20 protein-coding genes are annotated in these 26,318 nt (G+C 61.8%); 9 read left to right on the top strand and 11 right to left on the bottom strand.

What is annotated here, in order from left to right:
* Positions 1–74 precede the first annotated feature (74 nt).
* Positions 75–2,276, bottom strand: a complete 2,202-nt coding sequence (gene rlmKL, locus M2396_RS01155; protein WP_259072421.1) for a bifunctional 23S rRNA (guanine(2069)-N(7))-methyltransferase RlmK/23S rRNA (guanine(2445)-N(2))-methyltransferase RlmL — start codon at positions 2,274–2,276, stop codon at positions 75–77.
* 546 nt (positions 2,277–2,822) lie between these two features.
* Between rlmKL and rmf the strand changes: the two genes are divergently transcribed.
* Entirely contained in the window at positions 2,823–3,038 is a 216-nt protein-coding gene (rmf, locus tag M2396_RS01150) for a ribosome modulation factor (protein WP_101321305.1), read from the top strand.
* 97 nt (positions 3,039–3,135) lie between these two features.
* On the opposite strand, the gene M2396_RS01145 is transcribed toward rmf, so the two are convergent.
* On the bottom strand, positions 3,136–4,161 hold the full coding sequence (locus M2396_RS01145; protein ID WP_101321307.1) for a quinone-dependent dihydroorotate dehydrogenase: 1,026 nt from the start codon (positions 4,159–4,161) through the stop codon (positions 3,136–3,138).
* A 138-nt stretch (positions 4,162–4,299) separates the two neighbouring features.
* On the opposite strand from M2396_RS01145, the gene M2396_RS01140 reads away from it, so the two are divergent.
* The 5 genes from M2396_RS01140 to cobA all read left to right on the top strand — a co-directional run bounded on the left by M2396_RS01140 (position 4,300) and on the right by cobA (position 9,962).
* Entirely contained in the window at positions 4,300–5,514 is a 1,215-nt protein-coding gene (locus M2396_RS01140; protein ID WP_259072420.1) for a CmpA/NrtA family ABC transporter substrate-binding protein, read from the top strand.
* Between the two features lie 11 nt (positions 5,515–5,525).
* On the top strand, positions 5,526–6,101 hold the full coding sequence (locus M2396_RS01135; protein WP_259072417.1) for an ANTAR domain-containing response regulator: 576 nt from the start codon (positions 5,526–5,528) through the stop codon (positions 6,099–6,101).
* A gap of 193 nt (positions 6,102–6,294) precedes the next feature.
* Positions 6,295–7,506 carry a NarK/NasA family nitrate transporter gene (locus M2396_RS01130; protein ID WP_101321311.1) on the top strand — a complete coding sequence of 404 codons (1,212 nt, stop codon included), beginning with the start codon at positions 6,295–6,297 and terminating at the stop codon, positions 7,504–7,506.
* Between the two features lie 9 nt (positions 7,507–7,515).
* Positions 7,516–9,186: a bifunctional protein-serine/threonine kinase/phosphatase gene (locus tag M2396_RS01125; RefSeq protein WP_259072415.1), complete on the top strand. Its 1,671-nt coding sequence runs from the start codon at positions 7,516–7,518 to the stop codon at positions 9,184–9,186.
* A gap of 26 nt (positions 9,187–9,212) precedes the next feature.
* On the top strand, positions 9,213–9,962 hold the full coding sequence (cobA, locus tag M2396_RS01120; RefSeq protein ID WP_259072414.1) for a uroporphyrinogen-III C-methyltransferase: 750 nt from the start codon (positions 9,213–9,215) through the stop codon (positions 9,960–9,962).
* Positions 9,963–10,037: 75 nt separating this feature from the next.
* On the opposite strand, the gene M2396_RS01115 is transcribed toward cobA, so the two are convergent.
* From M2396_RS01115 to ppsA, 8 genes are all read right to left on the bottom strand, one after another.
* Positions 10,038–11,072, bottom strand: a complete 1,035-nt coding sequence (locus M2396_RS01115) for an OmpA family protein (protein ID WP_101321317.1) — start codon at positions 11,070–11,072, stop codon at positions 10,038–10,040.
* Between the two features lie 110 nt (positions 11,073–11,182).
* Positions 11,183–11,749, bottom strand: coding sequence for an RNA polymerase sigma factor SigX (gene sigX, locus M2396_RS01110; protein WP_101321319.1), 567 nt, complete (start codon positions 11,747–11,749; stop codon positions 11,183–11,185).
* Between the two features lie 113 nt (positions 11,750–11,862).
* Positions 11,863–12,687 (bottom strand): mechanosensitive ion channel family protein, encoded by an 825-nt coding sequence (locus tag M2396_RS01105; protein ID WP_101321321.1) that lies wholly within the window; start codon positions 12,685–12,687, stop codon positions 11,863–11,865.
* Between the two features lie 2 nt (positions 12,688–12,689).
* Positions 12,690–12,941, bottom strand: coding sequence for a CrfX protein (locus M2396_RS01100; protein ID WP_101321323.1), 252 nt, complete (start codon positions 12,939–12,941; stop codon positions 12,690–12,692).
* An 89-nt stretch (positions 12,942–13,030) separates the two neighbouring features.
* Positions 13,031–14,026, bottom strand: coding sequence for a CorA family divalent cation transporter (locus M2396_RS01095; protein WP_150570713.1), 996 nt, complete (start codon positions 14,024–14,026; stop codon positions 13,031–13,033).
* Between the two features lie 27 nt (positions 14,027–14,053).
* A complete protein-coding gene (gene rraA / locus M2396_RS01090) occupies positions 14,054–14,545 on the bottom strand; it encodes a ribonuclease E activity regulator RraA (RefSeq protein WP_101321327.1) in 492 nt (163 codons plus the stop codon).
* 47 nt (positions 14,546–14,592) lie between these two features.
* Positions 14,593–15,612: an alpha/beta fold hydrolase gene (locus M2396_RS01085; protein WP_259072410.1), complete on the bottom strand. Its 1,020-nt coding sequence runs from the start codon at positions 15,610–15,612 to the stop codon at positions 14,593–14,595.
* A 96-nt stretch (positions 15,613–15,708) separates the two neighbouring features.
* Complete coding sequence (ppsA, locus tag M2396_RS01080; RefSeq protein WP_259072409.1) at positions 15,709–18,084, bottom strand: phosphoenolpyruvate synthase; 2,376 nt, start codon at positions 18,082–18,084, stop codon at positions 15,709–15,711.
* Between the two features lie 176 nt (positions 18,085–18,260).
* On the opposite strand from ppsA, the gene M2396_RS01075 reads away from it, so the two are divergent.
* Positions 18,261–19,079, top strand: a complete 819-nt coding sequence (locus M2396_RS01075) for a pyruvate, water dikinase regulatory protein (RefSeq protein ID WP_103438071.1) — start codon at positions 18,261–18,263, stop codon at positions 19,077–19,079.
* An 803-nt stretch (positions 19,080–19,882) separates the two neighbouring features.
* Here the strand turns inward: M2396_RS01075 and M2396_RS01070 are convergent.
* The gene (locus M2396_RS01070) at positions 19,883–24,748 is read right to left on the bottom strand and encodes an NAD-glutamate dehydrogenase (RefSeq protein ID WP_259072408.1); all 4,866 of its coding nucleotides are present in this window, start codon (positions 24,746–24,748) and stop codon (positions 19,883–19,885) included.
* 326 nt (positions 24,749–25,074) lie between these two features.
* Here M2396_RS01070 and M2396_RS01065 point away from each other — a divergent pair, with 326 nt between their 5' ends.
* A complete protein-coding gene (locus M2396_RS01065) occupies positions 25,075–25,428 on the top strand; it encodes a hypothetical protein (RefSeq protein ID WP_101321337.1) in 354 nt (117 codons plus the stop codon).
* 82 nt (positions 25,429–25,510) lie between these two features.
* Entirely contained in the window at positions 25,511–26,221 is a 711-nt protein-coding gene (locus M2396_RS01060; protein WP_220634091.1) for a FadR/GntR family transcriptional regulator, read from the top strand.
* Positions 26,222–26,318 lie beyond the last annotated feature (97 nt).

Below are 26,318 nucleotides of genomic sequence, written 5' to 3'. Positions count from 1 at the left end.
GCGAATTGTTCAACCCTGACTATTTATAGCTATTGGCCATTAGCGGCGCAACTCCGACATTACCTAGTGCCACTTCAGCGCAGCTGCAAGCGCCAGGCACGGTGGATCTTGTTGTTGCGAGCAAAGTCCGGATCAACCGTCTGCGCGCTTATTTCTTCCACGGCATACCGCGCGCTCACGCTCTCGTCGAGCTGGAACTTGCGGAAGTTGTTGGAGAAATACAGCACACCGCCAGGCGCCAACCGGGCCAGGGCCAGGTCAAGCAACTGCACGTGGTCGCGCTGCACGTCGAACACCCCTTCCATGCGCTTGGAATTGGAGAACGTCGGCGGGTCGATGAAGATCAGGTCGTAGCTCTCGCGGCAGCTCTCCAGCCAGGCCATGACGTCACCCTGCTCCAGGCGATGGCGATCGGAGTAGCCATTGAGCGAGAGGTTGCGCCGCGCCCAGTCCAGGTAGGTCTTGGACAGGTCGACGCTGGTGGTCTCGCGTGCGCCGCCCTTGGCCGCATGCACAGTCGCCGTGGCGGTGTAGCAGAACAGGTTGAGGAAACGCTTGCCGGCCGCCTCGCGCTGGATGCGCATGCGCATCGGACGGTGATCGAGGAACAGCCCGGTATCGAGATAATCGGTCAGGTTGACCAGCAACTTGACGCCGCCTTCGCTGACTTCCTGGAAACGCCCTTCAGTCGCTTGACGCTCATACTGGCGAGTACCGCTCTGACGCTGACGGCGCTTGAGCACAATACGCTGCTGATCGATGCCCAGTGCCTGCGGGATCGCTGCAAGCACATCGAGCAGACGCCCTTGGGCCTTTTCTGGATCGATGGTACGCGGGGCGGCGTACTCCTGAACGTGCACCCAATCCTGGTAGAGGTCGATCGCCACAGCGTATTCGGGCATGTCGGCGTCATACAGGCGGTAGCAGTCGATATGTTCGCGGCGGGCCCACTTGCCCAGCTGCTTGAGGTTCTTCTGCAAGCGGTTGGCAAACATCTGCGCACCTTCGGAAAGGCGCGCCGGCTCGTTGACGACTGCCACCGGGCGATCGCTGTCAGCTTCCTGGGCGTCGACAGAACGACGCTCGCCGGAGACACCCGTGACGAACTGATCAGGCTGGATCTTGAACAGCAGCAGTTTGCACGGCAACGCGCCGTTCCAGAACGCGTACTGTTTGTGGCTGCGCACACCCATACGCTTGCCCAGTTCAGGCGCGCCGGTGAACACCGCCGCCTCCCAGCCCAGACACGCCTGGCGCAGACGCTCGCCCAGGTTCTGGTAGAGGTAGAGCAAGCTGGCTTCGTCGCCCAGACGCTCGCCGTAAGGCGGGTTGCTGATGACCAGACCTTTCTGGTTCTGGTCCGGACGCGGTTCAAACGTGCCGACCTCACCCTGGTAGATCTTGATCCAGTCGCTCAGGCCGGCCCGTTCGACGTTGTTGCGGCCCGGCTGAATCAGCCGTGGGTCGGCTTCGTAACCGCGAATCCACAGCGGCGGCTTGGCCAGGCCGGCTTCGGCGCGCTGGGTTGCTTCGTCATGAACCTTGCGCCACAACGCCGGCACGTGGCCAAGCCAGGCGCTGAAGCCCCAACGCTCGCGCTTGAGGTTGGGCGCAATATCGGCGGCGATCATCGCGGCCTCGACGAGGAAGGTACCGACACCGCACATCGGGTCAGCCAGCGCGCCGCCTTCGGCAGCAATGCGCGGCCAGCCGGAACGAATCAGCACCGCTGCGGCGAGGTTTTCCTTGAGCGGCGCGGCGCCCTGCTGCAGGCGATAGCCGCGCTGGTGCAGGCTGTGCCCAGAGAGGTCGAGCGAGAGGATCGCTTCACCACGATCCAGACGCAGGTGCACACGCATGTCCGGATTCAGCTTGTCGACCGACGGGCGCAGGCCGTCTTTGTCGCGCAGCTTGTCGACGATGGCGTCCTTGACCTTCAGCGCACCAAAGTGGGTGTTGTCGATGCCCGAACCATGCCCGCTGAACTCCACGGCCAGCGAGCCTTCGGCGAGCAGATGATCCTGCCATTCGACGGCATTGACGCCGTCGTAGAGGTCATCGGCATTTTTCATCGCAAAACGTTTGAGCACCAGCAGTACGCGGTTGCCCAAGCGGGACCACAGGCACAAGCGATAGGCGGTTTCCATGTCGGCCTCGCCACGAATGGCCGAGGTGTGCTCACGCACGTCCTCAAGGCCGAGGCCTCGGGCCTCATCGGCGAGCAGGCCTTCTAGGCCCTTGGGGCAGGTGAGGTAAAGTTCGAAACGGTCCGACATGAGTAATCCAGTGCCTATGGCTATTTGAGTGACGGGACGACGCATCGTCCGTCAGGGTTTTCCCGAGCGCCCTTTTCAGGCGCTCGGGTGGCCTTGCGTGATTCGCGAAGGCCTGGCCGCCCGACAATTGTGCATGCACCCAAGGGTGAAAGCAGCCTTTGATCGTCGAGCAGTACGAAAAATTCTTGCGCCAGGTCATTAAAGTGACCCTTCGTCGCATTTCAAATTAATTCAGCCGTTTTTTGACGACGCTGGCCAAATAGCGGCCAGTGCGGCTAAACCCCGATCACAGCGGGCATTTGCCCAAACAAGGTTGAGTCGCATTTATTTACTTATCACTTCACCTACAGAAACGTTACGTCCTTATGACAAAACGATCATTCACACTGTGACTTTCATTGGTTAGAACTGACCACAGGCCGCTTCGCAACGAAACGGCACTTCAAGCTCGCCACGCCGGCAGCGAGCGCAAACCGGCAGAAAGATTCTGCCCGGCCTCTGTGAGGCCGACGGGACATTACAGTCAACAAGTGAGGGCAACACCCTATGAGAAGACTTAAGCGTGATCCGTTGGAAAGAGCATATTCACGTGGCTACCAGTATGGGGTCACCGGCAAATCTCGCGAACTTTGCCCCTTCACCCTAGCATCTGTACGTCAGGCCTGGATAAACGGCTGGCGCGAGGGTCGCGGAGATAACTGGGACGGCATGACCGGCACTGCTGGCATTCATAGACTCAACGAAAATCACGCCGTTGGCTGATCAAGGAATCTGAATTCGAGTCACCATGCACGCCCCATCCGGGCGGCGGGCTGCGGCCCAGGGGCCCCTTAAAGGGGCCCTTTTTTATGCCCGCTGATCAGCCCCGTGGCATTGCTGCAATGGCATCGACTGCTTCGCGAATCAGCGCCGGGCCCTTGTAAATGAAGCCCGAATAGATCTGTACCAGGCTGGCACCGGCAGCGATTTTCTCAGCTGCGTGACGGCCTTCGGTGATCCCACCTGCGGCGATGATCGGCATCCGCCCGGCCAACTCCCCTGCCAGCACCTTGACCGTATGGGTACTCTTGGCCAGCACTGGCGCACCCGACAGGCCACCGGCTTCAGCGCCATACGGCAGGCTCTCGACGCCTTCACGGGACAGCGTGGTGTTGGTTGCGATCACTGCATCCATGCCCGACTCCAGCAGCGCCGCAGCTACCAGCGCGGTTTCTTCGTCGGTCATGTCCGGGGCAATCTTGATCGCCAGCGGCACACGCTTGGCATACTCAGTGGCAAGCTGCTCGCGGCGCACCGCAAGTGCATCCAGCAACTGCTTGAGCGAGTCACCGAACTGCAGCGAGCGCAGGCCCGGGGTATTCGGCGAGCTGACATTGACGGTGATGTAGCTGGCGTCGTTGTAGACCTTCTCCAGGCCAATCAGGTAATCGTCGACCGCGCGCTCGACCGGCGTGTCGAAGTTCTTGCCGATGTTGATCCCCAGCACGCCATCGAAGCGCGAGGCACGCACCCGCTCCAGCAGGTGATCGACGCCCAGGTTGTTGAAGCCCATGCGGTTGATGATCGCCGTTGCCTCAGGCAGACGAAACAGCCGCGGCTTGGGGTTGCCCGGCTGCGGGCGTGGCGTCACGGTACCGATTTCGACAAAGCCGAAGCCCAGCTGGGCAAAGCCATCGATGGCCGCGCCGTTCTTGTCCAGACCCGCCGCCAGCCCGACCGGGTTGGCAAAGTTCAAGCCCATCACCGTCACTGGCGATGGCGCCGGCTGCTTGCACAGCAGGCCATTGAGCCCCAGCCGGCCACCGGCACCAATCAGGTCCAGGGAGAGGTCGTGGGAGGTTTCCGGAGAAAGCTTGAACAGCAGCTGGCGGGCCAGGTTATACATGGGCGGGCAAGACTCGGGGATGAGTGAGGGGGCGATTATAGCCAGCACGCCGCTGGCGCGACAGGCCTTTGCTGACCGTCTGGCATATGCCTTGCTTCAACAGCAGGCACAGCCTATTCGGTACAGGCGAGGATTTTTGTGAATACAGCTCCCCACGCAACACCTCTGGCCTGGGTCAACGGAAGTGACGCGCCGGAAAAACCCAGCCTCGATATCGGTTTCATGGCCCTTACCGACTGCGCTTCGGTAGTGGTTGCCGCCACTCAGGGCTTCGCCCAGCAGCAAGGCCTGACCCTCAACCTCAAGCGCCAGGCCTCCTGGGCCGGCATGCGTGACAAGCTGGTCAGTGGCGAGCTGGATGCAGGGCATTGCCTGTATGGCCTGATCTACGCAGTGCACCTGGGCATCGGCGGCAGCGCCCGCCGCGATATGGCCGTGCTGATGGGCCTGAACCAGAACGCCCAGGCCATCAACCTGTCACCCGCCCTGCAGCGCAAAGGCGTGACCAGCCCTGAAGCACTGGCAAAACTGGTGCACCAATCAGGGGCGAAGCTGACCTTTGCCCAGACATTTCCTACCGGCACCCACGCCATGTGGCTGTATTACTGGCTGGCCAGCCAGGGCATTCATCCGCTGCACGACGTCGCCAGCGTCGTGGTGCCGCCCGCGCAAATGGTCGCCCATGTACAGGCCGGTCGCATCGATGGCTTCTGCGTCGGCGAACCGTGGTCAGCCCAGGCGGTGGCCGAGGGCCAGGGCTTCACCCTCGCCACCAGCCAGTCGATCTGGCCGGACCACCCGGAAAAGGTCCTTGGCTGCGCGCGAGCGTTCGTCGAGCTGTACCCCAACAGCGCCCGTGCACTGGTCAAGGCGATATTGGCCGCCAGCCAGTTTATCGAGCAGAGCCAGGAGAATCGCCGTAGCACGGCTCATCTACTGAGCGGCAGTGCCTACCTGGATACTGCAGTGGCGACGATTGAACCGCGCCTGCTCGGCGACTATCAGGACGGGCTGGGCAATCACTGGCAGGACCCACACGCACTGCGCTTTCATGACCAAGGCCGGGCCAACCAGCCCTACCTGTCCGATGGCATGTGGTTCATGACCCAGTTCCGCCGCTGGGGTTTGCTGCGCGAAGACCCCGACTACCTGACGGTCGCCAACCAGGTGCAGCAGCTAGCCCTGTACCGCGCTGCTGCCGCTGAGCTCGGCTTGCCAGGCGACGTATCAGCAATGCGCAGCAGCCTGTTGATCGACGGCATCCGCTGGGATGGCAGCGACCCGCATGGCTACGCCCGCAGTTTTCACCTGCACGCCATGACACCGGCGCCTAGCGCCCATCTCGCTCGGTGAAGGGGCTGAACATGCTACGGATCCTGTTGATCGACGACACAGAGAAAAAAGTCGGCCGGCTCAAGCTGGCACTGATCGAAGCCGGCTTCGAGGTCATCGAGGCCACGGGCCTCACCATCGACCTGCCTGCCTGCGTCGAAACGGTGCGCCCGGACGTGGTCTTGATCGATACCGAGTCACCGGGGCGTGATGTCATGGAGCAGGTGGTGCTGGTCAGCCGCGATCTGCCACGGCCGATTGTCCTGTTCACCGACGAACACGACCCGGATGTGATGCGCCAAGCGATCCACGCCGGGGTCAGTGCCTACATCGTCGAGGGCATTCAGAGCAGCCGCCTGCAGCCGATTCTGGATGTAGCGATGGCCCGCTTCGAGAGCGACCAGGCGCTCAAGGCCCAGCTGTTGGCGCGCGACCAGCAACTGGCCGAGCGCAAGCGTGTGGAGCATGCCAAGGGCTTGCTGATGAGGATGAAGGACTGCAATGAAGAGCAGGCCTACACCCTCATGCGCCGTCAGGCCATGAGCAAGCAGCAGAAGCTCATCCAGGTGGCGGAGCAGATCATCGCCATGCACGAGTTGCTCGGCTGAAACGGTTGCCTCCCAAGGGGTTGGCCCGGCTTTTGCTGTGCAATCACTACAGGTAGCCAACGGCGGTTGCCACAGTTTCCGACAAAGACGTCGCTCACCCCTCCATCAAGATGGATCGGGTAGCGGCGTCTTTTTCGTTCCAGCCCAGCACAGCCTGGGCATGACAACCGTTGCAAGCCGCGTGAGGTGTTCGATGAATACGAGCTTCTGGAAATCCGGGCATGTGCCTACCCTGTTTGCCGCATTCCTGTATTTCGACCTGAGTTTCATGGTCTGGTACCTGCTCGGACCGATGGCGGTGCAGATTGCCACCGACCTGCAGTTGACCCCACAAGAGCGCGGCCTGATGGTCGCCACGCCCATCCTGGCCGGCGCCCTGCTACGCTTTGGCATGGGTCTGCTGGTCGATCGTCTGTCGCCCAAAACCGCTGGACTGATGGGCCAGGTGGTGGTGATCGTGGCGTTGGCCTGCGCCTGGCACTGGGGCGTGCACAGCTACGAACAAGCCTTGCTGCTGGGAGTTTTTCTCGGATTTGCCGGCGCTTCGTTCGCCGTGTCACTGCCGCTGGCCTCGCAGTGGTACCCGCCGCAGCATCAGGGCAAAGCGATGGGCATCGCTGGCGCCGGCAACTCCGGCACCGTCTTCGCGGCGCTGCTGGCGCCGGCCCTGGCCGCAGCCTATGGCTGGAACAACGTGTTCGGCTTCGCCCTGATCCCGCTGCTGCTGACCCTGCTGGTGTTTGCCTTGCTGGCCCGCAACGCGCCGCAACGACCAAAACGCAAAGCCATGGCCGACTACTTCAAGGCGCTGGGTGATCGCGACAGCTGGTGGTTCATGTTCTTCTACAGCGTCACCTTTGGCGGCTTCATTGGCCTGGCCAGCGCCCTGCCGGGCTACTTCAGCGACCAATATGGCCTGAACCCGATCACTGCCGGCTACTACACCGCGGCCTGCGTGTTTGGCGGCAGCATGATGCGCCCGCTGGGCGGCGCTCTGGCCGACCGCTTTGGCGGCATCCGCACCCTGCTCGGCATGTATGGCGTAGCTGCGGTATGTATCGCCGCGGTCGGCTTCAACCTGCCTAGCGCCACGGCTGCGCTGGCTCTTTTCGTCAGCGCCATGCTTGGCCTGGGCGCCGGCAATGGCGCAGTGTTTCAGCTGGTGCCGCAGCGCTTCCGCCAGGAAATCGGAGTAATGACTGGCTTGATCGGCATGGCCGGCGGCATCGGTGGCTTCCTCCTGGCCGCAGGGCTGGGCATGATCAAGCAGCACACCGGTGACTACCAGCTGGGTCTGTGGCTGTTCGCAAGCCTGGGCCTGCTGGCCTGGTTTGGCCTGCATGGGGTCAAACTACGCTGGCGCACCACCTGGGGCTCGGCTGCGGTTACCGCAGCGCGGGTATAGGGCAAACCCATGAGCCTGCAATTGCGCTTTGGCCAAGCCAGCGCCACCGGTCCGCGCAGCGAGAACCAGGACGCTCTGCGCCTGGTGACACCGGCACCGGAATTGGCAGCGAGCAAAGGCTATCTGGTCGCACTGGCCGACGGCGTCAGTCAGTGCGCCGATGGCGGCCTGGCCGCGCGAGCCAGCCTGCAGGCGTTGGCGCTGGACTACTACGCCACGCCGGCCACCTGGCCGGTCGCGCAGGCGCTGGATCGCCTGCTGCTGGCGCAAAACCGCTGGCTGCGCGCCCAAGGCAGCGGCCAGCCGCTGCTGACCACCCTCACTGCACTGGTCCTGCGCGGGCGCCGCTTCACCCTCGCCCACGTCGGTGACTGCCGTGCCTATCGCTGGGATCAGGGCCGCTTGCTGTGCCTGAGCGAAGACCATGTCTGGGATCAGCCGGGCATGCAGCATGTCCTCAAGCGCGCGCTGGGCCTGGACCAGCATCTGTTGGTGGACTACCTGGACGGTGAGCTGGTTGCCGGCGAAACCCTGCTGCTGCTCAGCGATGGTGTCTGGGCCTGCCTTGGCGAGCAAGCGATTGCCGCCATCCTCAGAGATCAACCTGACCTGCAGGACGCCGCCGACATCTTGGTCGCCAGCGCCCATCATGCCGGTAGCCAGGACAACGCCAGTGCCGTGCTGGTGCAGATCGAACAGCTCGGCCCGAGCAACTTCAGCGACACCCTGGCGCAACTGCAGCAATGGCCAGTGCCCGGGCCGCTGCGCCCCGGGCAAGCCATCGATGGCTGGCAGGTCGATGCTCAGTTGGCCCGCAGCCGCCAGTCGCTGCTGTATCGGGTGCATGACAGCCAGGGCCAGGCGTGGCTGCTCAAGACCCTGCCCGGCGCCGCCGAAGCAGATCCGGGTGCCGCTCAGCGCTTGCTGCAGGAAGAGTGGTTTCTGCGGCGGGTGGCCGGTCGGCACTTCCCTGAGGTGCATGCGGCCAATCACCGTCAGCATGTGTACTACCTGATGCGCGAATACCCGGGCCAGACCCTCAGCGCCCTGTACAACGTGCAAGGCCCGCTACCCCTGGCGCAGTGGCTGGAAATCGCCCGTCAGTTGCTGCAGGCAGTCGGCGTGCTGCACCGGCGCAACCTGCTGCATCGGGATATCAAGCCCGAGAATCTGCACCTGGGCACAGACGGCCAGTTGCGCCTGCTCGACTTTGGCCTTGCCTATTGCCCAGGGCTTTCTGAAGACGCCCCCCATGACCTGCCCGGTACGCCGTCGTTCATTGCCCCGGAGGCGTTCGACGGGCAACTGCCGCAGGCCCGCCAGGACCTCTATGCCACGGGTGTAACTCTTTACTACCTGCTCACCGGGCACTACCCCTACGGTGAAATCGAGGCCTTCCAACGGCCGCGCTTCATCCACCTGGTCAGCCCCGGCCGTTATCGCCCGGACCTGCCTGAATGGCTGCAACGCAATCTGGAGCAAGCCGTCGCGGCCGATCCCCGGCAACGTTTCGAAACCGCCGAGCAATGGCTGCTGTTGCTCGAACGTGGCGACCGCCAGGAACTGAGCGAGCGGCCACGGCCATTGCTGGAGCGCGAGCCGCTCAAGGTCTGGCAGACGCTTGCCGTGCTGTCTCTGCTGTTCAACCTGATATTGCTGTTCAGCCTGTTCAAGGGCTGAGCGCGCTGCTTGATGAGGAACATCTGATGAACGCAAAAATCTGGTTGGTTGGTGCCGGCCCCGGCGACCCTGAACTGCTAACGCTGAAAGCGGTGCGGGCCTTGCGCGAGGCGCAGGTGGTGATGATCGATGATCTGGTCAATCCGGCTGTGCTTGAGCATTGCCCAAGGGCACGGGTGATTGCCGTGGGCAAACGCGGCGGTTGTCGCTCGACGCCGCAAGCGTTCATTCAGCGCCTGATGTTGCGCCATGCCCGCCAGGGGCGCTGCGTGGCACGCCTGAAAGGCGGCGACCCATGCATCTTTGGCCGTGGCGGCGAAGAAGCACTGTGGCTGCAGCAGCGCGGTATCGAGGTGGAGTTGGTCAACGGCATCACCGCTGGACTGGCGGGTGCCACTCAGTGCGGCATCCCCCTCACCCTGCGCGGGGTCAGCCGTGGCGTGACCTTGGTGACTGCACATACCCAGGATGACAGCGAGCTGAACTGGGCAGGCCTGACTCAGGGCGGCACCACCTTGGTGGTGTACATGGGCGTGGCTCGGCTGGGGGACATTCGACGGGGTTTGCTCGAGGCCGGCATGGCGGTAGACACGCCCGTCGCCATGATCGAAAACGCTTCGCTACCGAGCCAGCGCGAGTGCCGCAGTACGCTGCTGGAGATGGTCATGGATGCGACCGCCTTCGCCCTGCGCAGCCCAGCAGTGCTGGTGATAGGCGAAGTAGCGCGGCAAGGCGCGGTGGCCGAGCTGGTGACCGCAGCCCTAGGCGTTGCCTGAACGCGGCACAGCGGACTTTTTTACAGGCAAAGAAAAACCCGGCCTAGGCCGGGTTTTTCCTGAATCTCAGACCAATTACTTGGCTTGAGCTTCTACTTGCGCTTCAACGCGACGGTTAACAGCGCGACCTTCTTCGGTGGCGTTGTCAGCAACCGGACGGGTTTCGCCGTAGCCAACCGAGTCAACACGGCTCGATTCTACGCCGTACTGCTGGGTCAGAACTTGCTTAACGGCGCTAGCGCGACGCTCGGACAGCTTCTGGTTGTAAGCGTCTGGACCTACGGAGTCAGTGTGACCTTCGACAGTGGTAGTAGTCGATGGGTACTGCTTCATGAAGTCAGCCAGGTTCTTGATGTCGCCGTAGCTGTTAGGCTTGACAACCGACTTGTCGAAGTCGAACTTGACGTCCAGCTCAACACGTACGACTTCGGCAACTGCTGGGCAGCCGTCGGCGTCAACGGTAACGTTGGCTGGGGTGTCTGGGCATTTGTCGACGTTGTCGCAGACGCCGTCGTTGTCGCTGTCGGAGCACACTTCAGCAACTGGAGCTGGAGCGACTTCAGCAGTCTTCGGGCTACCGCCGAAGTTCAGGCCGATACCAACGCTTGGCGCCCACTCGGTGTCGCCTTGGTCGATGTTGTACTGAGCTTCAACGCCAGCACGAGCGTAGAACATGTCGGTGATGTACCACTTGGCACCAGCGCCAACGTTGGCGAAGGTGGACTGGTTACGACCACCACGGCCGGTCTGGCCGATGGACTGGTGGGAGAAACCAGCCGACACGTACGGACGGATTGCGTCGTACGGGTTGTTGAAGTGGTACAGAGCGTCCAGGGCGGTGTTCGAGCCCTTGATGTTCTTGCCATCTTCGCCACGAGCGTTGTGGACTTCGTCGTAGCCCAGACGCAGTTCAACGTCGTCGGTCAGGAAGTAACCGATCGAGCCGCCGAACAGGTTGCCGTCGTTCTTGAAGTCACGCTGGCTGTCGAAGAATTCTTTCTTGTAGAAGCCTTCGACTTCTACAGCGCCTGTGCCTTGTGCCAGAGCGCCGAACGAAGCAGCGGCAACGAGCGAGCCAATGGCCAAGCCCAAAGTGTTTTTCAATTTCATCCGTTAAATCCCCATCGTGTGATAGATAAGCAGTCCCACCAAAAACCGGGGGACAACTCGACGGCAAGTCTAGCAGAACTCACCGGTGGTTTAGAGACATTTGCTGGCCACTAAGTTTCAACCTCGCCAGCAAATTTCTCTCTGAGCTTGTCGAGCGCACGCTTGTAGCGCATTTTCGTTGCGCTCAAGCCCATGTGCATGATATCGGCGATCTCCTGGAATTCCAGCTCTGCGACAAAACGCAGCACCAGGATCTCGCGGTCAATCGGGTTCACATGCACCAGCCACTTGTCCAGGCCGCCCTTTTCTTCAGGTTTTGGTGCCTTGTCCTCTGACGCCTCTTCTATAGGGTCAAGGCTCAAGGCATCCATCAGCCTGCGTTTGCGTCGCTCCTTGCGGTACTGGGTGATGCACTCGTTGTAGGTGATGCTGTAGAGCCAGGTCTTGAACTTGGATTTACCTTCGAAGTTCTTCAACCCGTACAGCACTTTCAGCATCACCTCCTGACAGACATCGTCAGCGTCGCGGTCGTTCCCCAGATAACGTGCACAAACGTTGAACAGGGTCCGTTGGTACCGGCGCATGAGTTCCTCATACGCCCGGGTAACGTGAAACAGCTCCTCATGCGAACGCGCCACCAACTCCTCGTCGGTGAGTTCGTGTGGGTCATAGCGCATGGGCGGCGAATGAACTTTATTCAAAACGAATCTGGCCGACAGTCAGGTCAAGTCGCCGCACGCACCCTCAGGGCGCGTTTTCGCGGCGACATACAGTAACAGCTTTTACCCGGTTAGCGGCTATCGACACGCTGTTCGAGCAAGCTGCGGTTGGCCAACGACACCAATTCGCCATCGTCGGTCAGCACTGTCGTCTTCACCGTGCCGATCTCTTCGATCTGCCCTTCAACCTCTCCAATCCGGACCTGCTGGCCGACCTGATACAGCTCGCGCACGTAAATCCCAGCCAGAATCTGCCCGGCAATTTCGCGGCTGCCCAAGCCCATCGCCAGGGCAATTGCCAGACCAACGGTAATCAAGCCAATGACGATTACGTGGTTGAGCAGGTCGGTCTTGACCTCCAGCTGGCTGATAGCCACCGAGATCGCAATGATGATCACCAGGCCTTGAGCGATGCGCCCGACGCCTGCAGCGTACTCCAGGCCGATGCCTTCCGCGGCGCCGCGGACCAGGCCATTGACCAGTTGCGCAAGCATGACCCCGGCCAGCAGCACCAGGGCCGCGCCAAATACCTTGGGCAGATACAGCGCGAGCATGTCCAGCGTTGCCGAGACCCGCTCAAGGCCGAGTGACTCAGCCGCAGAGACGAGGAAGATCAGCAGCACGAACCAATACACGATCTTGCCGATCAGGGTCGATATCGGCACCTGAATGCCGCCGCGGCTGAGCATCTTGGTCATGCCCGTACCGGCCATCAGACGGTCCAGGCCAAACTTGGCGAGCAGCTTGGACAACAGCGTATCGAGCAGCTTGGCCACCACGAAACCGAGCAGCACCACGACCAGCGCGCCGAACAGGTTGGGGATGAAGTTCGCCACCTTGGTCCAAAGGGCAGTCATGGCGGTGACCAGGCTCTGGGTCCAGAGATCGAGTTCCATATTCAATCAGCCTTATCAGCTTTGCTGCCAGCGGCAGGATTACGGCGCACCGGCGCAACATGCGCCGAGCCATTGTTGACGGCAATCATCAGCGCCTGGCTCCAACGGCCAAGCAAGCTGAATAGATCGCCTGCACCAACCTGACGGTTGGCGGTTTTCAGCACGCGACCCAGACACGCTGCGTCGTCTCGGTCCTGACCGGACGGCGACGCATTGAGCAGGTCACGCAAGGATTGTTCAAACGGATCGTGCATGGGCACCTCGCGTAATGTCAGTCAAAGACGAGGGCGCCGGGCAACGGGTCACAACGTCACCGCACGCGAATGTTTCAAAATGCACCGGATCACACCCAGCGCAGGCGGCGGAACAACCACCACTGCCCTGCCGCCAGTGCCAGGACCAGCAGGCTGGCGAACAGGAATCCATAGGGGCTGTCGGCGCCCGGAATGCCGCCGACGTTGATCCCCAGCAGGCCGGTGACAAAGCTCATCGGCAAGAAAATGCAGGTGATGATGCCGAAGCGGAACATGGTCCGGTTCATCCGCTCGCTGCGCCGCCGGTCTTCGCTCTCCAGCACCAGTGCGGCGCGCTCGCGGGTCAGTTCCAGCTCCTCGAGGTAGCGGATCAGGCTGTTGTTGAGCTCGTTCCAGTAATCGGCATCGGCGTCAGCGAACCAGCTCCACTTGTGCCTTGCAAGCTGTACGTAGATTTCCCGTTGCGGCGCCAGGAAGCGGCGCAGGCCGGCAGCGCGGCGGCGGATCTGCTGCAGCACGCCGTCTTCTGGCGTGTACCGTTCGTCGGACTCCACCTTCTCTTCTTCGAAATCGACGAGTTCGGACAGATCACTGACCAGCGCCTGGACCTTTTCGGTCAGCAGTTCGCCCATCAGCAAGAGCAACTCGGAGGCCGATTTGGGCCCCCTGCCCTCGCTCAGCAGCTGCAGGATTTCGTCGCTGGCACGCAGTGGCCGCAAGCGCAGCGAGATGATCCGTTGCGCCTGGGCAAATATGCGCACCGAGACCATATCTTCAGGCTCGGCACCAGGATTGAGATTGACCCCGCGCAAAAAAAGCAGCAACTGCTCATCCGCCAACGGCAACAGCCGTGGTCGGGTGTTTTCTTCAAGCAGCAGCTCGCAGCTGAACTCGCTCAGCCCGCTTTCGCGCAGCAACCAACTGCGGGTCTGCGGATGGCTGCGGTCCCAGTGCAGCCAAAGGCTCTGCTCTGGCTGCAACTGCAGGTCATCCAGTTCGGTCCGAGCGATAGAACGCGCGCCACCTTTGCCATCGAGCACCAGGGCATGCACCAGCCCCCACTGCGCGTTGTCTTCCTCGAACATTCCAGCTCCATCAGCGCGCGCGGCGCATCACTCGGGCATTTGCAGCGGTTGCGGCGAAACGATCACGCCGTTGTTGTCGGCGTAAACGTATTCACCCGGGCGGAAGGTCACGCCGGCGAAGGTCACCACCACGTTGAGGTCGCCAAGGCCACGCTTGTCGGTCTTCAGCGGATGCGCGGCCAGCGCCTGCACACCGACGTTGGTCTGCACCAGCACGTCTACATCGCGCACGCAGCCATAGATGACCAGGCCTTCCCAACCGTTTTGCGCAGCCTTGGCGGCAATCATGTCGCCCAGCAGCGCGCAACGCAGCGAGCCGCCACCGTCGACCACCAGCACCTTGCCGCGGCCATCAAGCTCGGCTTGGGCCTTGACCAGCGAGTTGTCTTCAAAACACTTGATGGTCACGATCTGGCCGCCGAACGAGTCGCGGCCACCGAAGTTGCTGAACATCGGTTCCAGCACCTGGACTAGGTCTGGGTTGGCGTCGCACAGATCGGGCGTTACGTAATGCTGCATGGGAAGGCTCCTGTCAGGCACAACGAAAGCGGAAAGTCCGGCCAAGGCTACACCGCGCGAGGTGGTGCAGTCATCTGCGACTGCTCAGTCAGGCCGGCCGCCAGTTCGGCGCCACGTACCGGCGCGTCAGGATCACGCAACCAGCCTTCGATCAGCGGCCATACCTGGGTCTGCGCAGCCTTGCTTACCAACATGTCGACATGGCCAAAGGCATCGAAGCCCTGCTCCCGGCCCAGGCAAAGAAACTGCTTGCGCTCGGCGCCGTATTGCTCGAACAGCTTGCGGCAGGCCCACACCGGGTCCTGCAGATCACCCGCGCCCGCCACCGCCAGCAGTGGCACGTCGACCTCGGTCAGCCCCGCCCACCAATCCTTGCCCTTCTCGCCGAAGCGCCCGAACAGGCCATGCCAACGCATGCTCTCCAGCGCCAGGCCGATCGGCTCGTCTTCCGGCCCGCGCTTGAGCCGGGAGCCAGAAATATGTGCAAAGCGTTTGAGCAGCAAGCGCGCGCCCCACTCCACTGTCGGCACCTTCAACGGCCAGTACACGCGGCTGATCTGGGTGCCAAACAGGGCCACGCTGGCCACCTGCTCAGATGGCAGGTAAGCGCCACCCAGCGCTGCCGTAAGCGTGGTCCCGCCCAGCGAATGGCCGATCCAGTGTGCAGCCCGGCCGGCTTGTTCATGGACAAATGCAGCAATCACCGGCAGATCGTAGCGCGCGTAGTCGGCTACGCGGTTTTGCCGCCACTGGCGATTACGCGGTGACAGGCCATGACCGCGCATCTCCGGGATCCACACATCAAAACCGGCCCGCGCCAGAAACGCGCCCAAGCCGATGCCTTTGGGCGAAAACCAGAACCGTCGATTGGAGAAGCTGCCGTGCAGCAGAATCACCGGTATGCCATGAACGCCGCCGTGATCGGCAAGGCCAAGACGCGTGACCGCCAGCTCGACGCTGGGGTCGGGGCTGTTGCCAGCCTTGATCCGGTACACGTCTTCACTGAGGTCACCGCGGCGTTCGGCACTTTGCAAGGCCACGGGGAAGAGAGCGCTACTGCTTTGCATAGAATACTTGTATGAAAAAGGGCGGGAACCATCGCTGGAACTCGCCCCGAAGAATACGCGCGCAGGCACGTCGGACGTGCCTGCGCAGTGGTTGGATCAGGCCGGGGCTTGACCTTCGGCCAGGAAGAACCAGGTCTCGAGTACCGAATCCGGGTTCAGCGACACGCTCTCGATCCCCTGTTCCATCAGCCACTTGGCCAGGTCTGGGTGGTCGGAAGGGCCCTGGCCACAGATGCCGATGTACTTGCCGGCCTTGTTACAGGCCTGGATGGCGTTGGCCAGCAGCTTTTTCACCGCAGGATTACGCTCATCGAACAGGTGCGCGATGATACCCGAATCGCGGTCCAGGCCCAGGGTAAGCTGAGTCAGGTCGTTGGAGCCGATCGAGAAGCCGTCGAAGTACTCGAGGAACTCTTCAGCCAGAATCGCGTTGGACGGCAGCTCGCACATCATGATCACGCGCAGGCCGTTGTCGCCACGAGCCAGGCCGTTTTCGGCAAGCAAATCGACAACCTGGCTGGCCTCACCCAGGGTGCGCACGAACGGTACCATGATCTCGACGTTGGTCAGGCCCATCTCGTTGCGCACGCGCTTGAGCGCACGGCACTCGAGCTCGAAGCAGTCACGGAACGACTCGCTGATGTAGCGCGAAGCACCGCGGAAGCCCAGCATCGGGTTTTCTTCTTCCGGCTCGTACAGCTTGCCGCCGATCAGGTTGGCGTATTCGTTGGACTTGAAGTCCGACAGCCGCACGATGACCTTTTTCGGGTAGAACGCCGCAGCCAGGGTGCTGATGCCTTCGACCAGTTTCTCGACATAGAAGCCGACCGGATCGGAATAACCGGCGATACGCTTGTCGACACTGTCCTTCAGCTCAGGTGGCAACCCGGCGTAGTTGAGCAGCGCCTTGGGGTGCACGCCGATCATGCGGTTGATGATGAACTCCAGACGCGCCAGGCCGACACCGGCGTTGGGCAACTGGGCAAAATCAAAGGCGCGATCCGGGTTGCCGACGTTCATCATGATCTTGAACGGCAGGTCGGGCATGGCATCGACCGAATTCTGCTTGATGTCGAAGCCCAGCTCACCTTCGAAGATGAAGCCGGTATCGCCCTCGGCGCAGGACACGGTCACGCCCTGGCCGTCCTTGAGCAGCTGGGTGGCGTTGCCACAACCGACTACGGCCGGAATGCCCAGCTCACGAGCGATGATCGCCGCGTGGCAGGTACGCCCGCCACGGTTGGTGACGATGGCGCTGGCGCGTTTCATGACCGGTTCCCAATCCGGGTCGGTCATGTCCGACACCAGCACGTCGCCCGGCTGGACGCGGTCCATTTCCGACACGTCGTTGATGATCCGCACCTTGCCGGCGCCGATGCGCTGGCCAATGGCGCGGCCTTCGACCAGTACCGTGCCCTTCTCTTTGAGCAGGTAGCGCTCCATGACATTGGCGCTGGCGCGGCTTTTTACTGTTTCTGGGCGGGCCTGAACGATGTACAGCTTGCCGTCGTCACCGTCCTTGGCCCACTCGATGTCCATCGGCCGCTGGTAATGCTGCTCGATGATCATGGCCTGCTTGGCCAGCTCGTTGACTTCGTCATCGCTCAGGCAGAAGCGCGCACGTTCGGCACGGTCGACTTCGACGGTCTTGACCGAACGACCGGCCTTGGCTTCGTCGCCGTAGACCATCTTCAGCGCCTTGCTGCCCAGGTTGCGGCGCAAGATCGCCGGGCGGCCGGCTTGCAGGGTGTGCTTGTGGACATAGAATTCGTCAGGGTTGACCGCGCCCTGAACCACGGTTTCGCCCAGGCCGTAGGCGCCGGTAATGAACACCACGTCGCGGAAACCCGATTCGGTATCGAGGGTGAACATCACCCCGGCAGTGCCGGTTTCGGAACGGACCATGCGCTGCACGCCAGCCGACAGGGCGACCAGTTTGTGGTCAAAGCCCTGGTGCACGCGGTAGGAAATGGCGCGATCGTTGAACAGCGAAGCGAATACTTCCTTGGCCGCGCGGATCACGTTTTCAACGCCACGGATATTGAGGAAGGTCTCTTGCTGGCCAGCAAAGGAGGCGTCTGGCAGGTCTTCTGCGGTGGCCGAAGAGCGCACGGCCACGGCCATGTTGTCGTTACCCTGGGCCATTTCGGCGAAGGCAGCGCGGATTTCGGCATTCAGGCGCTCGGGAAACTCGGCTTCCATGATCCACTGACGGATCTGCGCGCCGGTCTTGGCCAGGGCGTTGACGTCATCCACGTCCAGTGCATCGAGCGCGGCATGGATCTGCGCGTTCAGCCCGCTCTGCTCGAGAAAGTCACGGTACGCCTGAGCCGTAGTGGCAAAGCCGCCCGGCACCGAGACGCCGGCACCTGCGAGGTTACTGATCATCTCGCCGAGGGATGCGTTCTTGCCCCCCACATGCTCTACATCATGGACGCCGAGCTTATCGAGGGAAACTACGTACTCTACCAAGGTGATCTCTCCACTAACGGTGTTGGAAAAGCTCAGAGCGCCCGCCTGACGGTTCAGACTGGGCCGGGCGCTTATGGCCGGGACCTGGAAAATAAGTGAGAATGCCAAAAGCCGCATTCGGCAAAGCGAACTTATCATATCCAAGAAACGTCATCAGCTTAAGGCCTAGGGTGCAAATGAAACGAACCGCGTTTTTCATCTCCGACGGCACCGGCATCACTGCCGAGACCCTGGGTCAAAGCCTGCTCGCACAATTCGAGAGCATTCCGTTCAATAAATTCACCCGCCCGTACATCGACAGCCCGGACAAGGCGCGCACGATGGTGCTGCAGATCAACGCAGCGGCGGAGCGTGACGGGATGCGGCCGATCATCTTCGACACCATCGTCAACCAGGACATTCGCGAGATTCTGGCGACTTCCAACGGGTTCATGATCGATATCTTTTCGTCGTTCCTGTCGCCCTTGGAGCAGGAACTGACCGCGCATTCGTCGTATTCGGTGGGCAAGTCGCACTCGATTGGCGGCAACTCCAACTATATGGAGCGGATCGAGGCGGTGAACTTTGCGCTGGACAACGATGATGGTGCGCGCACGCATTACTACGACAAGGCCGACCTGATTCTGGTGGGGGTGTCGCGCTGCGGCAAGACGCCGACCTGTCTGTACATGGCGATGCAGTTCGGGATTCGTGCGGCGAACTATCCGTTGACTGAGGATGACATGGAGCGGCTGCAGTTGCCGGCGGTGCTGAAGAAGCATCACAGCAAGTTGTTTGGCCTGACCATTGACCCGGACCGGTTGACGGCTATTCGCCATGAGCGCAAGCCTAATAGCCGATATTCGAGCTTTGCGCAGTGTGAGTTCGAGGTGCGTGAGGTGGAGAATCTATTCCGCCGGGAGAATATTCCGAACATTGATTCGACGCATTTTTCGGTTGAGGAGATTTCGGCGAAGATCTTGGTTGAGAAGGGGGTTGAGCGGCGGTTCAAGTAGGTTGGCTTTATTGGATGTGGGCTTATTTGTTTGATTTAGTGGCAGTTTTGGCCGCTTTCGCCCTTACGGCGAGTCACTTTTTGGCAAACGCCCCAAAAAGTAACCAAAAAGGCCTGGCTCCCACATACGGCCCCTGCCCTACCCTCCGGGGTTCCCTCACTCCGGCATTGCTCCCGGAAGTACCGCGCTGAACGGGTCATCCTGGCCCGTAGCGCTTGCCGGCCATCCATGGCCGGCACCTCCCTTCGCAATGCCTGCGTTCGGCCTCCTGAGGTCGCGGGTAGATCAAGAGCACGCCTCGCTGCGCTGGCGCAGATCAAAAGCGACAGTCAAAAGCTGGGGCCGCTTTGCGGCCCTTCGCGGGCAAGCCCGCTCCCACAGGGATCTGCGGGGTCTCAGGTCAGCATTAATCCCTTTGGACGCTACGGCACTCCAGCAAATTTGCTACACAACTCATGAACAACGCTGACCCTGTGGGAGCGGGTTCACCGGGACGCCGGACCGCCGCGAAGGATCGCGCAGCGGCCCAGCTGTTGATCTTGATCTTGCTCTTGATCCACCGGCGACTCAGGAGGCCGGAGCGAGGGAACCCCGCAGCGCAGCGAAGGGGCCGGATGTGGAGCCAAGCATTTTTTTGGTTACTTTTTTGGGGCGTTTGCCAAAAAAGTGACTCGCCGTAAGGGCGAAAGAGGCCCGCAAACCCATCACAAAATCCGGATAAGCCCCAAACCCCTAAAAGCAAAAAACCCCGGCACCACCAAAGGCACCAGGGTCTCTCACTCACAAACCAACCAAATCAGCTATCAGGAAGGCACAACCACAGCCTGCCCACTCATGGCCAGATCAACCAACTCCCGGTTAGCGACCGCATACATCGCATAGTCATGCCCCGAAGCACTGCGCAGGTCATCCAGCATCGCGCGCCAGCGCTCCACCATCACCCGCCGCTGCTCAGACCACAATGCCACCCGCGCATCCATGTCCTGCGGCGCATCGGCCATCTGCAGCACAGAAATGGTGATCGCCCGCTGCTGCAGGTCGATATCGTCACGGAACGCCTCACGCGCCAGCGCCTGCCAGTTGTTCTCCACCGGCAAGTTGCTGATCTCCTGCAGGTACCAGGTCAGATCCAACGCACTACCCACCGCGAAGAACGCCTTGGCCACCTGCGCCGGGTCATGCCCGGTCACATCCGAAGCCTCGATGATCGGCAGCAGCGTGTACAAATGCGTGGTCCCGGCAACCATCCGCGCCAGCAACTCTGGCACACCAGCCTCGACGAAGCCCTGATAACGCACCTGCCAGCGCTCACGGGTCGGCCCTTCCAGCAGCTCGTCCAGTTTCAGCCCAAGCTGGGCGATCTTCGGCCCGAAGTGCGCCACATCACGGCCTGCATCCTGCTCGTTGCGACGGCTACGCAGGAACCAGCGCGTGGCGCGGCGGCCCAGACGCATCAGCTCATCCATCAGGGTCAGCTGAATCTCGGCCGGGACCTGATAGTCCAACGCCTCGATCTGGCGGAACCAATGCGGCAGATGGAAGATATCGCGCACGATCACATAGGCCCCGGCGACGTTGGCCGGGCTCATGCCAGTCGACTCCTTGAGCCGCTGGACAAAGGTGATGCCCATGTTGTTGACCAGGTCGTTGGCGATCTGGGTACTGACGATCTCGCGCTTCAGACGGTGACGGCGCATGGCCTCGCCGAACTGGTTGAGCAGTGACGGCGGGAAGGCCGTCTCCATGTCGCGGGTCAGATAGTCGTCATCCGGCACCTGCGATTTCAGCAGTTGCTCTTTGAGGTCGATCTTGCTGTACGAAATCAGCACCGACAGCTCGGCCCGGGTCAGGCCCTGGCCTGCGGCCAGACGCTCGGCCAGTTGCTCTTCGGACGGCAGGAATTCGATCGCCCGATCGAGCTTGCCGCGCGCTTCAAGGTCGGCCATCAGGCGCTTGTACTCGGCAATCCGCTCGCGTACGCGACGGGCCGCCAGCGACAGCGCCTGGGTCTGCTTGTAGTTGTTGCCCAATACCAGCGCGCCAACTTCTTCGGTCATGCTGCCGAGGAGCTGGTTGCGCTGCTTCTCGGTCATGTCGCCACCCTGCACCACTTCGTTGAGCAGGATCTTGATATTGACTTCGTGGTCGGAGCAGTCGACGCCACCGGCATTGTCGATGAAGTCAGTGTTGGTCGCACCGCCGTTGAGGCCGTACTCGACCCGGCCAAGCTGGGTCATGCCCAGGTTGCCGCCCTCGCCCACTACCTTGCAGCGCAGCTCGTTGCCGTTGACGCGCAAGGCGTCGTTGGCCTTGTCGCCGACGTCGGCGTGGCTTTCGCTGCTGGCTTTGACGTAGGTACCGATACCGCCGTTCCAGAGCAGATCGACCGGCGCCTGCAGCAGCGCGTGCAGCAGCTCGGTCGGCGTCAGACGGTCGGCTTCGATGGCGAAGCGTTCCTTCATCTGCGGGCTGATGCTGATGCTCTTGGCGCTACGCGGGAAGATCCCGCCGCCTGCGGACATGATGCTGGTATCGTAATCGGTCCATGCCGAGCGTGGCAGGTCGAACAAGCGCTGGCGCTCGGCGAAGCTGCTGGCCGGGTCCGGATTAGGGTCGATGAAGATGTGCAGGTGGTTGAAGGCAGCCACCAGCTGCAGCTTGTCGGACATCAGCAAGCCGTTACCGAAGACGTCACCGGCCATGTCGCCGACGCCGACCACCGTGATCGGATCTTGCTGGACGTTGATGCCGCGCTCACGGAAGTGGCGCTGCACGCCCACCCAGGCGCCGCGGGCAGTGATACCCATCTTCTTGTGGTCGTAACCAGCCGAGCCGCCCGAGGCGAACGCGTCTCCGAGCCAGAAGCCGTAGTCGATGGCAATGCCGTTGGCGATGTCGGAGAAGGTCGCGGTGCCTTTGTCAGCCGCCACCACCAGGTACGGGTCGTCATCGTCATGCCGCACCACGTTGGCCGGTGGCACGACGCCCCCGTCCTTGAGGTTATCGGTGATGTCGAGCAGGCCCGAGATGAAGATGCGGTAGCAGGCGATACCTTCAGCGGCGATGTCGTCACGGCTGCCGCCCAGCGGCAGGCGCCGTGGCAGGAACCCGCCCTTGGCGCCGACCGGCACGATCACCGAGTTCTTCACCTGCTGCGCCTTGACCAGGCCGAGCACTTCGGTGCGGTAGTCTTCTTCACGGTCCGACCAGCGCAGGCCGCCACGGGCGACGTTGCCGAAGCGCAGGTGGACGCCTTCGACACGCGGCGAGTAGACGAACATCTCGAACTTGGGCACCGGCTTGGGCAGTTCGGGGATCAGCTTGGGGTTGAACTTGAAGCTGAAGTACGACTTGGCCTGGCCGCTGCTGTCCGGCTGATAGAAGTTGGTACGCAGCGTGGCTTTGATCAGGTCCAGGTAGCGACGCAGGATGCGGTCTTCGTTGAGCACCTGAACGTCATCCAGGGCGCTGTTGATGGCCTGTTCCAGACGCAGCTGCTTGTCTTCCAGATCATCCTGGGTGAGCTTGCGTGCCAGGTAGAAGCGGGTCTTGAACAGCCGGGTCAGCTCGCGCGCGATGTCGGTGTGGTTGTTCAGGGTGCTGGCGATGTAGCCCAGATCGAAGCCCAGACGAATCTGCTTCATGTAGCGGGCGTAGGCGCGCAGCAGCGCCACATCACGCCATGGCAGGCCGGCGGTCAGTACCAGGCGGTTGAAGGCGTCGTTTTCGGCGTCGCCCTTGACGATATGGATGAAGGCATCCTGCAGAGTGTCGTTGAGCTGCTGGATATCCAGGCTCAGGCCTTCGCTGTAGGTGAATGCAAAGTCGTGGATCCAGTACTCGCGGCCATTGGCGTGGCGCAGGCGGTACGGGAACTCACCCAGCACACGCAGGCCAAGGTTCTCCAGGATCGGCAGCACGTCCGACAGCGCCAGCGGGGTATCGGCGTGGTACAGCTTGCAATGCAGCAGACGCTCGCCGTACTGACCCAGGGGCTGATAGAAGCTCATCGCCAGCGGCTTGGCTTCGTTCAGGGCCAGCACATGTTGCAGGTCGACGACCGCCGAATGGGCGCCAAAGCGCTCGCGGTAGCCCGCCGGGAAACCTTTGGGGAAGTCCGCCAGGATATTGGTGCCCTGAGCTTCGCCGAAGTTTTCCACGACCAGTGCGGAGTAATCGTCCTGCCACGAACGGCAGGCCTGGATCACTTCGTTTTCCAGCTGCTGTGGGTCGATGTCGATGCGGTTCTTCGGGTCTACCCGCAGAATCAGTTGCACGCGCGCCAGTACCGACTCGGAGAAGAACGTCCAGAATTCGCAATCGCTGGCCTTCAGGCGCTCCATCAACACTTGCTGGATCTTCTGGCGCACTTCGGTCGAGTAGACCTCGCGCGGTACATAGGCCAGGCAGTAGCAGAAGCGGCCGTAAGGGTCTTTGCGCAGGAACACGCGGATCTTGTTGCGCTCCTGGATCTGCACGATCGACATGACAGTGCTGGACAGCTCGTCGATCGGGGTCTGGAACAGGTCGTCGCGCGGCAGCACTTCGAGCACCTGCGCCAGTTCCTTGCCCAGGTGGGCCTTGGCATCGAAGCCGGAGCGGCGCTCGACTTCGGCTACCTTGCCGCGGATGTACGGAATGGCATGCACGCTCTCGCCATACACCGACGAGGTGTACAGGCCCATGAAGCGGCATTCCTTGATGACCTTGCCGTCGGCATCCAGCTGGCGGATCGACACATAGTCCGGGTAGGCCGGGCGGTGCACACGGCTCGGCAGTGCAGCCTTGGCGAAGGACAGCAGCAGCGGCTCGTTGAGGTAGGCCACAGCGTAGTCTTCGATGCGCAGCTCTTCGGCGGTCAGGCCGATGCGCAGGCGACGTGGCAGGCCGAGGAAGGACTGCTCGTCGTAGTTCATGCGGCCGCCATCGGCGCCGCCCTCGACGGTGAATTCTTCATAGCCGAGGAAGGTGAAGTGGTTGTCCAGCAACCACTCGAGGAACGCCTTGACCTCGGCCTTCTCGTGCTGGGCTTGCGGGTACGGGGTCTGTTCGACCAGCGCCGCCACTTCGCGCAGCTTGGCTTTCATCGGTTCGAAGTCGGCAACCGCAACGCGCACTTCAGCCAGGACCTGTTCGATTTCCCGGGCCAGCGAGCTCAGTTCGGCTGCGTTGGCACAACGGTCGATTTCCAGGTACATCAGCGATTCATGTTGAACGCCGTCACCGTGGGTGCCTTTGGGCAGCAGCTCGAGCAGTTCGCCCTTGGCGCCGCGGCGCACGCTGAGCACGGTGGTCTGCAGGGTGTGGATGCTGTAGCCGCGGCGGTTCAGCTCGGTGCGTACCGAGTCGACCAGGAACGGCAGGTCATGGTGCAGGACTTCGACCACACTGTGGGTCGACTGCCAGCCATTGCGCTCGTAGTCGGGGTTGTACACCCGCACCAGCGGGGTTTCAGGGTCGAAGCGCTCGATGATGCGCCAGGCAGACAGGGTGCAGCCAGCCAGGTCGGAAAGCCGCCGCTGGGTAAGTTCGTCCAGAGAGATGATGCCGAAGAACTGTTCGGCGAACAGTGCCACTTGTGGCAGTGACTGTTCGCTGATGTGCTGCGCCAGGGCCGCTTGCAGTTGGTGCTGGAAGTCGGCTTTGCTGGCTGCGGTGAAAAACGCCATCTGTGGTACTCCGCTTGGGCTTTGTTTTGTAGTGAAGCGTCGTGCATGTGCGTGTTGCCTGGGATCAACAATAGCAACCCGGGGCAAAACAGGCCGATGAAACCAGGCGCTGAGCGTGTTTGCCACGCTCATCTGTTGGGTACCTGCAAAAGCGACTGCCTGTGGCTGTGCCTTTACGGGGACCCATCGACTGCGCAGCTTAACGACTGAGCGGTCACCGCGGCTTGCAGCGCTGCGACATATTCGGTCAATGCCCGGTAACATTCGTTTATGGAACGGCCCAAGACTGGCAGAATTCCATTTCATTTCGTCAATTCGAGCCGACCATGCAACTGACCACCCCCCTGCTGTTCGCCACCCCTTGCGATGATGAAGAAGACAACATGGCGACCCTGTGCTGCCACAGCGACCAGGGCCAGATGTTCCTGCTGACCCGCTACCCGGACGAAGACACCGTCGACCTGACCCTGGACGATGAGCCGTCGACCCTGGACGGTATCAAAATCACCTTCAGCGCCAAGCGCCTGCTGCTGGAAGTTGCCGCCGGTGACACTGACGCCCTCAAGGGCGATGAGACCCTGGAGATCGTATTGACCAGTGACGGCAATGACCTGGCCGAGATCGACGAGACTTTACGGATCATTCTGAACGGCACCGGCACTTACGTCAGCGAGCTGTAATCTGGCTGAGCTGGGGAAATAATTGACAGACACAGCGGATAGCGGGCATTGTCTGACAACCTGATCAATAGGCACTCCGTCCATGTTAGAGCTACAGCGCCCAGATACTCTGGTAGAAAGGGTTGTCAGCGCCATCCGTGCGGAAATCGACAGCGGCCGCCTGGCTGCCGAAGCACGCCTGCCCACCGAACAGCAACTGGCCGAGCAACTCAACGTCAGCCGCTCGGTGGTGCGCGAGGCAGTGGCTCAGCTCAAGGCCGACGGGGTGCTGATCGCCCGTCGTGGCCTGGGCTCGTATATCTCGCAGACGCCCCATGGCACGGTGTTTCGCTTCCCCGGCAGCAACGGGCGCAAGCCTGATCTGGTGCAGATGTTCGAAATGCGCCTGTGGATCGAAACCCAAGCGGCCGCCATCGCTGCCCGTCGCCGCGATGCGGGCGACCTGAGCAACATCGCTGCAGCGCTGGAGCAGATGCTCGACCCGCGCAATGACCTGGCCGCCGCCGCGGCCGCCGACGTGGCCTTTCACCGGGCCATCGCCGAGGCGAGCAAGAACGACTACTTCGTCGCCTTTCATGACTTTCTCGGCAGCCAGTTGGCCGCCGCGCGGCAGCGTGCCTGGGAAAACTCGGCGTCGCCTGCGGTAGGCGGCCCGGCAGACGCCAACCGGGAACATCAGGCGTTGTACCAGGCCATCGCCGATGGCGACCGTCACGCCGCTGCGAGCTGCGCCGAAGCGCATCTGCGGGCCTCGGCCAAACGCCTGAAAATTGAGCTTCCTGAACTGAACTGAACCGAGCAAACCGACCCTGCCCAATCAAGGCAGGGTTTTTAACGCACCACTTAGTCTGACAACCTGATAAGCAGATCCACTGACAAGAATGCCAAGG

Origin of the sequence: Pseudomonas sp. BIGb0278 (assembly GCF_024809895.1) — a bacterium.
In the GTDB taxonomy this organism is placed as follows: domain Bacteria; phylum Pseudomonadota; class Gammaproteobacteria; order Pseudomonadales; family Pseudomonadaceae; genus Aquipseudomonas; species Aquipseudomonas shirazensis.
Note: the sequence above shows the minus strand (reverse complement) of the source record. Positions and strands in the feature narration are given on the sequence as shown.

Coding starts and splice junctions, on each gene's coding strand:
- rlmKL (WP_259072421.1), bottom strand. CDS start 2,276: ATGTCGGACCGTTTCGAACTTTACCTCACCTGCCCCAAGGGCCTAGAA.
- rmf (WP_101321305.1), top strand. CDS start 2,823: ATGAGAAGACTTAAGCGTGATCCGTTGGAAAGAGCATATTCACGTGGC.
- M2396_RS01145 (WP_101321307.1), bottom strand. CDS start 4,161: ATGTATAACCTGGCCCGCCAGCTGCTGTTCAAGCTTTCTCCGGAAACC.
- M2396_RS01135 (WP_259072417.1), top strand. CDS start 5,526: ATGCTACGGATCCTGTTGATCGACGACACAGAGAAAAAAGTCGGCCGG.
- M2396_RS01130 (WP_101321311.1), top strand. CDS start 6,295: ATGAATACGAGCTTCTGGAAATCCGGGCATGTGCCTACCCTGTTTGCC.
- M2396_RS01125 (WP_259072415.1), top strand. CDS start 7,516: ATGAGCCTGCAATTGCGCTTTGGCCAAGCCAGCGCCACCGGTCCGCGC.
- cobA (WP_259072414.1), top strand. CDS start 9,213: ATGAACGCAAAAATCTGGTTGGTTGGTGCCGGCCCCGGCGACCCTGAA.
- M2396_RS01115 (WP_101321317.1), bottom strand. CDS start 11,072: ATGAAATTGAAAAACACTTTGGGCTTGGCCATTGGCTCGCTCGTTGCC.
- sigX (WP_101321319.1), bottom strand. CDS start 11,749: ATGCGCTATGACCCACACGAACTCACCGACGAGGAGTTGGTGGCGCGT.
- M2396_RS01105 (WP_101321321.1), bottom strand. CDS start 12,687: ATGGAACTCGATCTCTGGACCCAGAGCCTGGTCACCGCCATGACTGCC.
- M2396_RS01100 (WP_101321323.1), bottom strand. CDS start 12,941: ATGCACGATCCGTTTGAACAATCCTTGCGTGACCTGCTCAATGCGTCG.
- M2396_RS01095 (WP_150570713.1), bottom strand. CDS start 14,026: ATGTTCGAGGAAGACAACGCGCAGTGGGGGCTGGTGCATGCCCTGGTG.
- rraA (WP_101321327.1), bottom strand. CDS start 14,545: ATGCAGCATTACGTAACGCCCGATCTGTGCGACGCCAACCCAGACCTA.
- M2396_RS01085 (WP_259072410.1), bottom strand. CDS start 15,612: ATGCAAAGCAGTAGCGCTCTCTTCCCCGTGGCCTTGCAAAGTGCCGAA.
- M2396_RS01075 (WP_103438071.1), top strand. CDS start 18,261: ATGAAACGAACCGCGTTTTTCATCTCCGACGGCACCGGCATCACTGCC.
- M2396_RS01070 (WP_259072408.1), bottom strand. CDS start 24,748: ATGGCGTTTTTCACCGCAGCCAGCAAAGCCGACTTCCAGCACCAACTG.
- M2396_RS01065 (WP_101321337.1), top strand. CDS start 25,075: ATGCAACTGACCACCCCCCTGCTGTTCGCCACCCCTTGCGATGATGAA.
- M2396_RS01060 (WP_220634091.1), top strand. CDS start 25,511: ATGTTAGAGCTACAGCGCCCAGATACTCTGGTAGAAAGGGTTGTCAGC.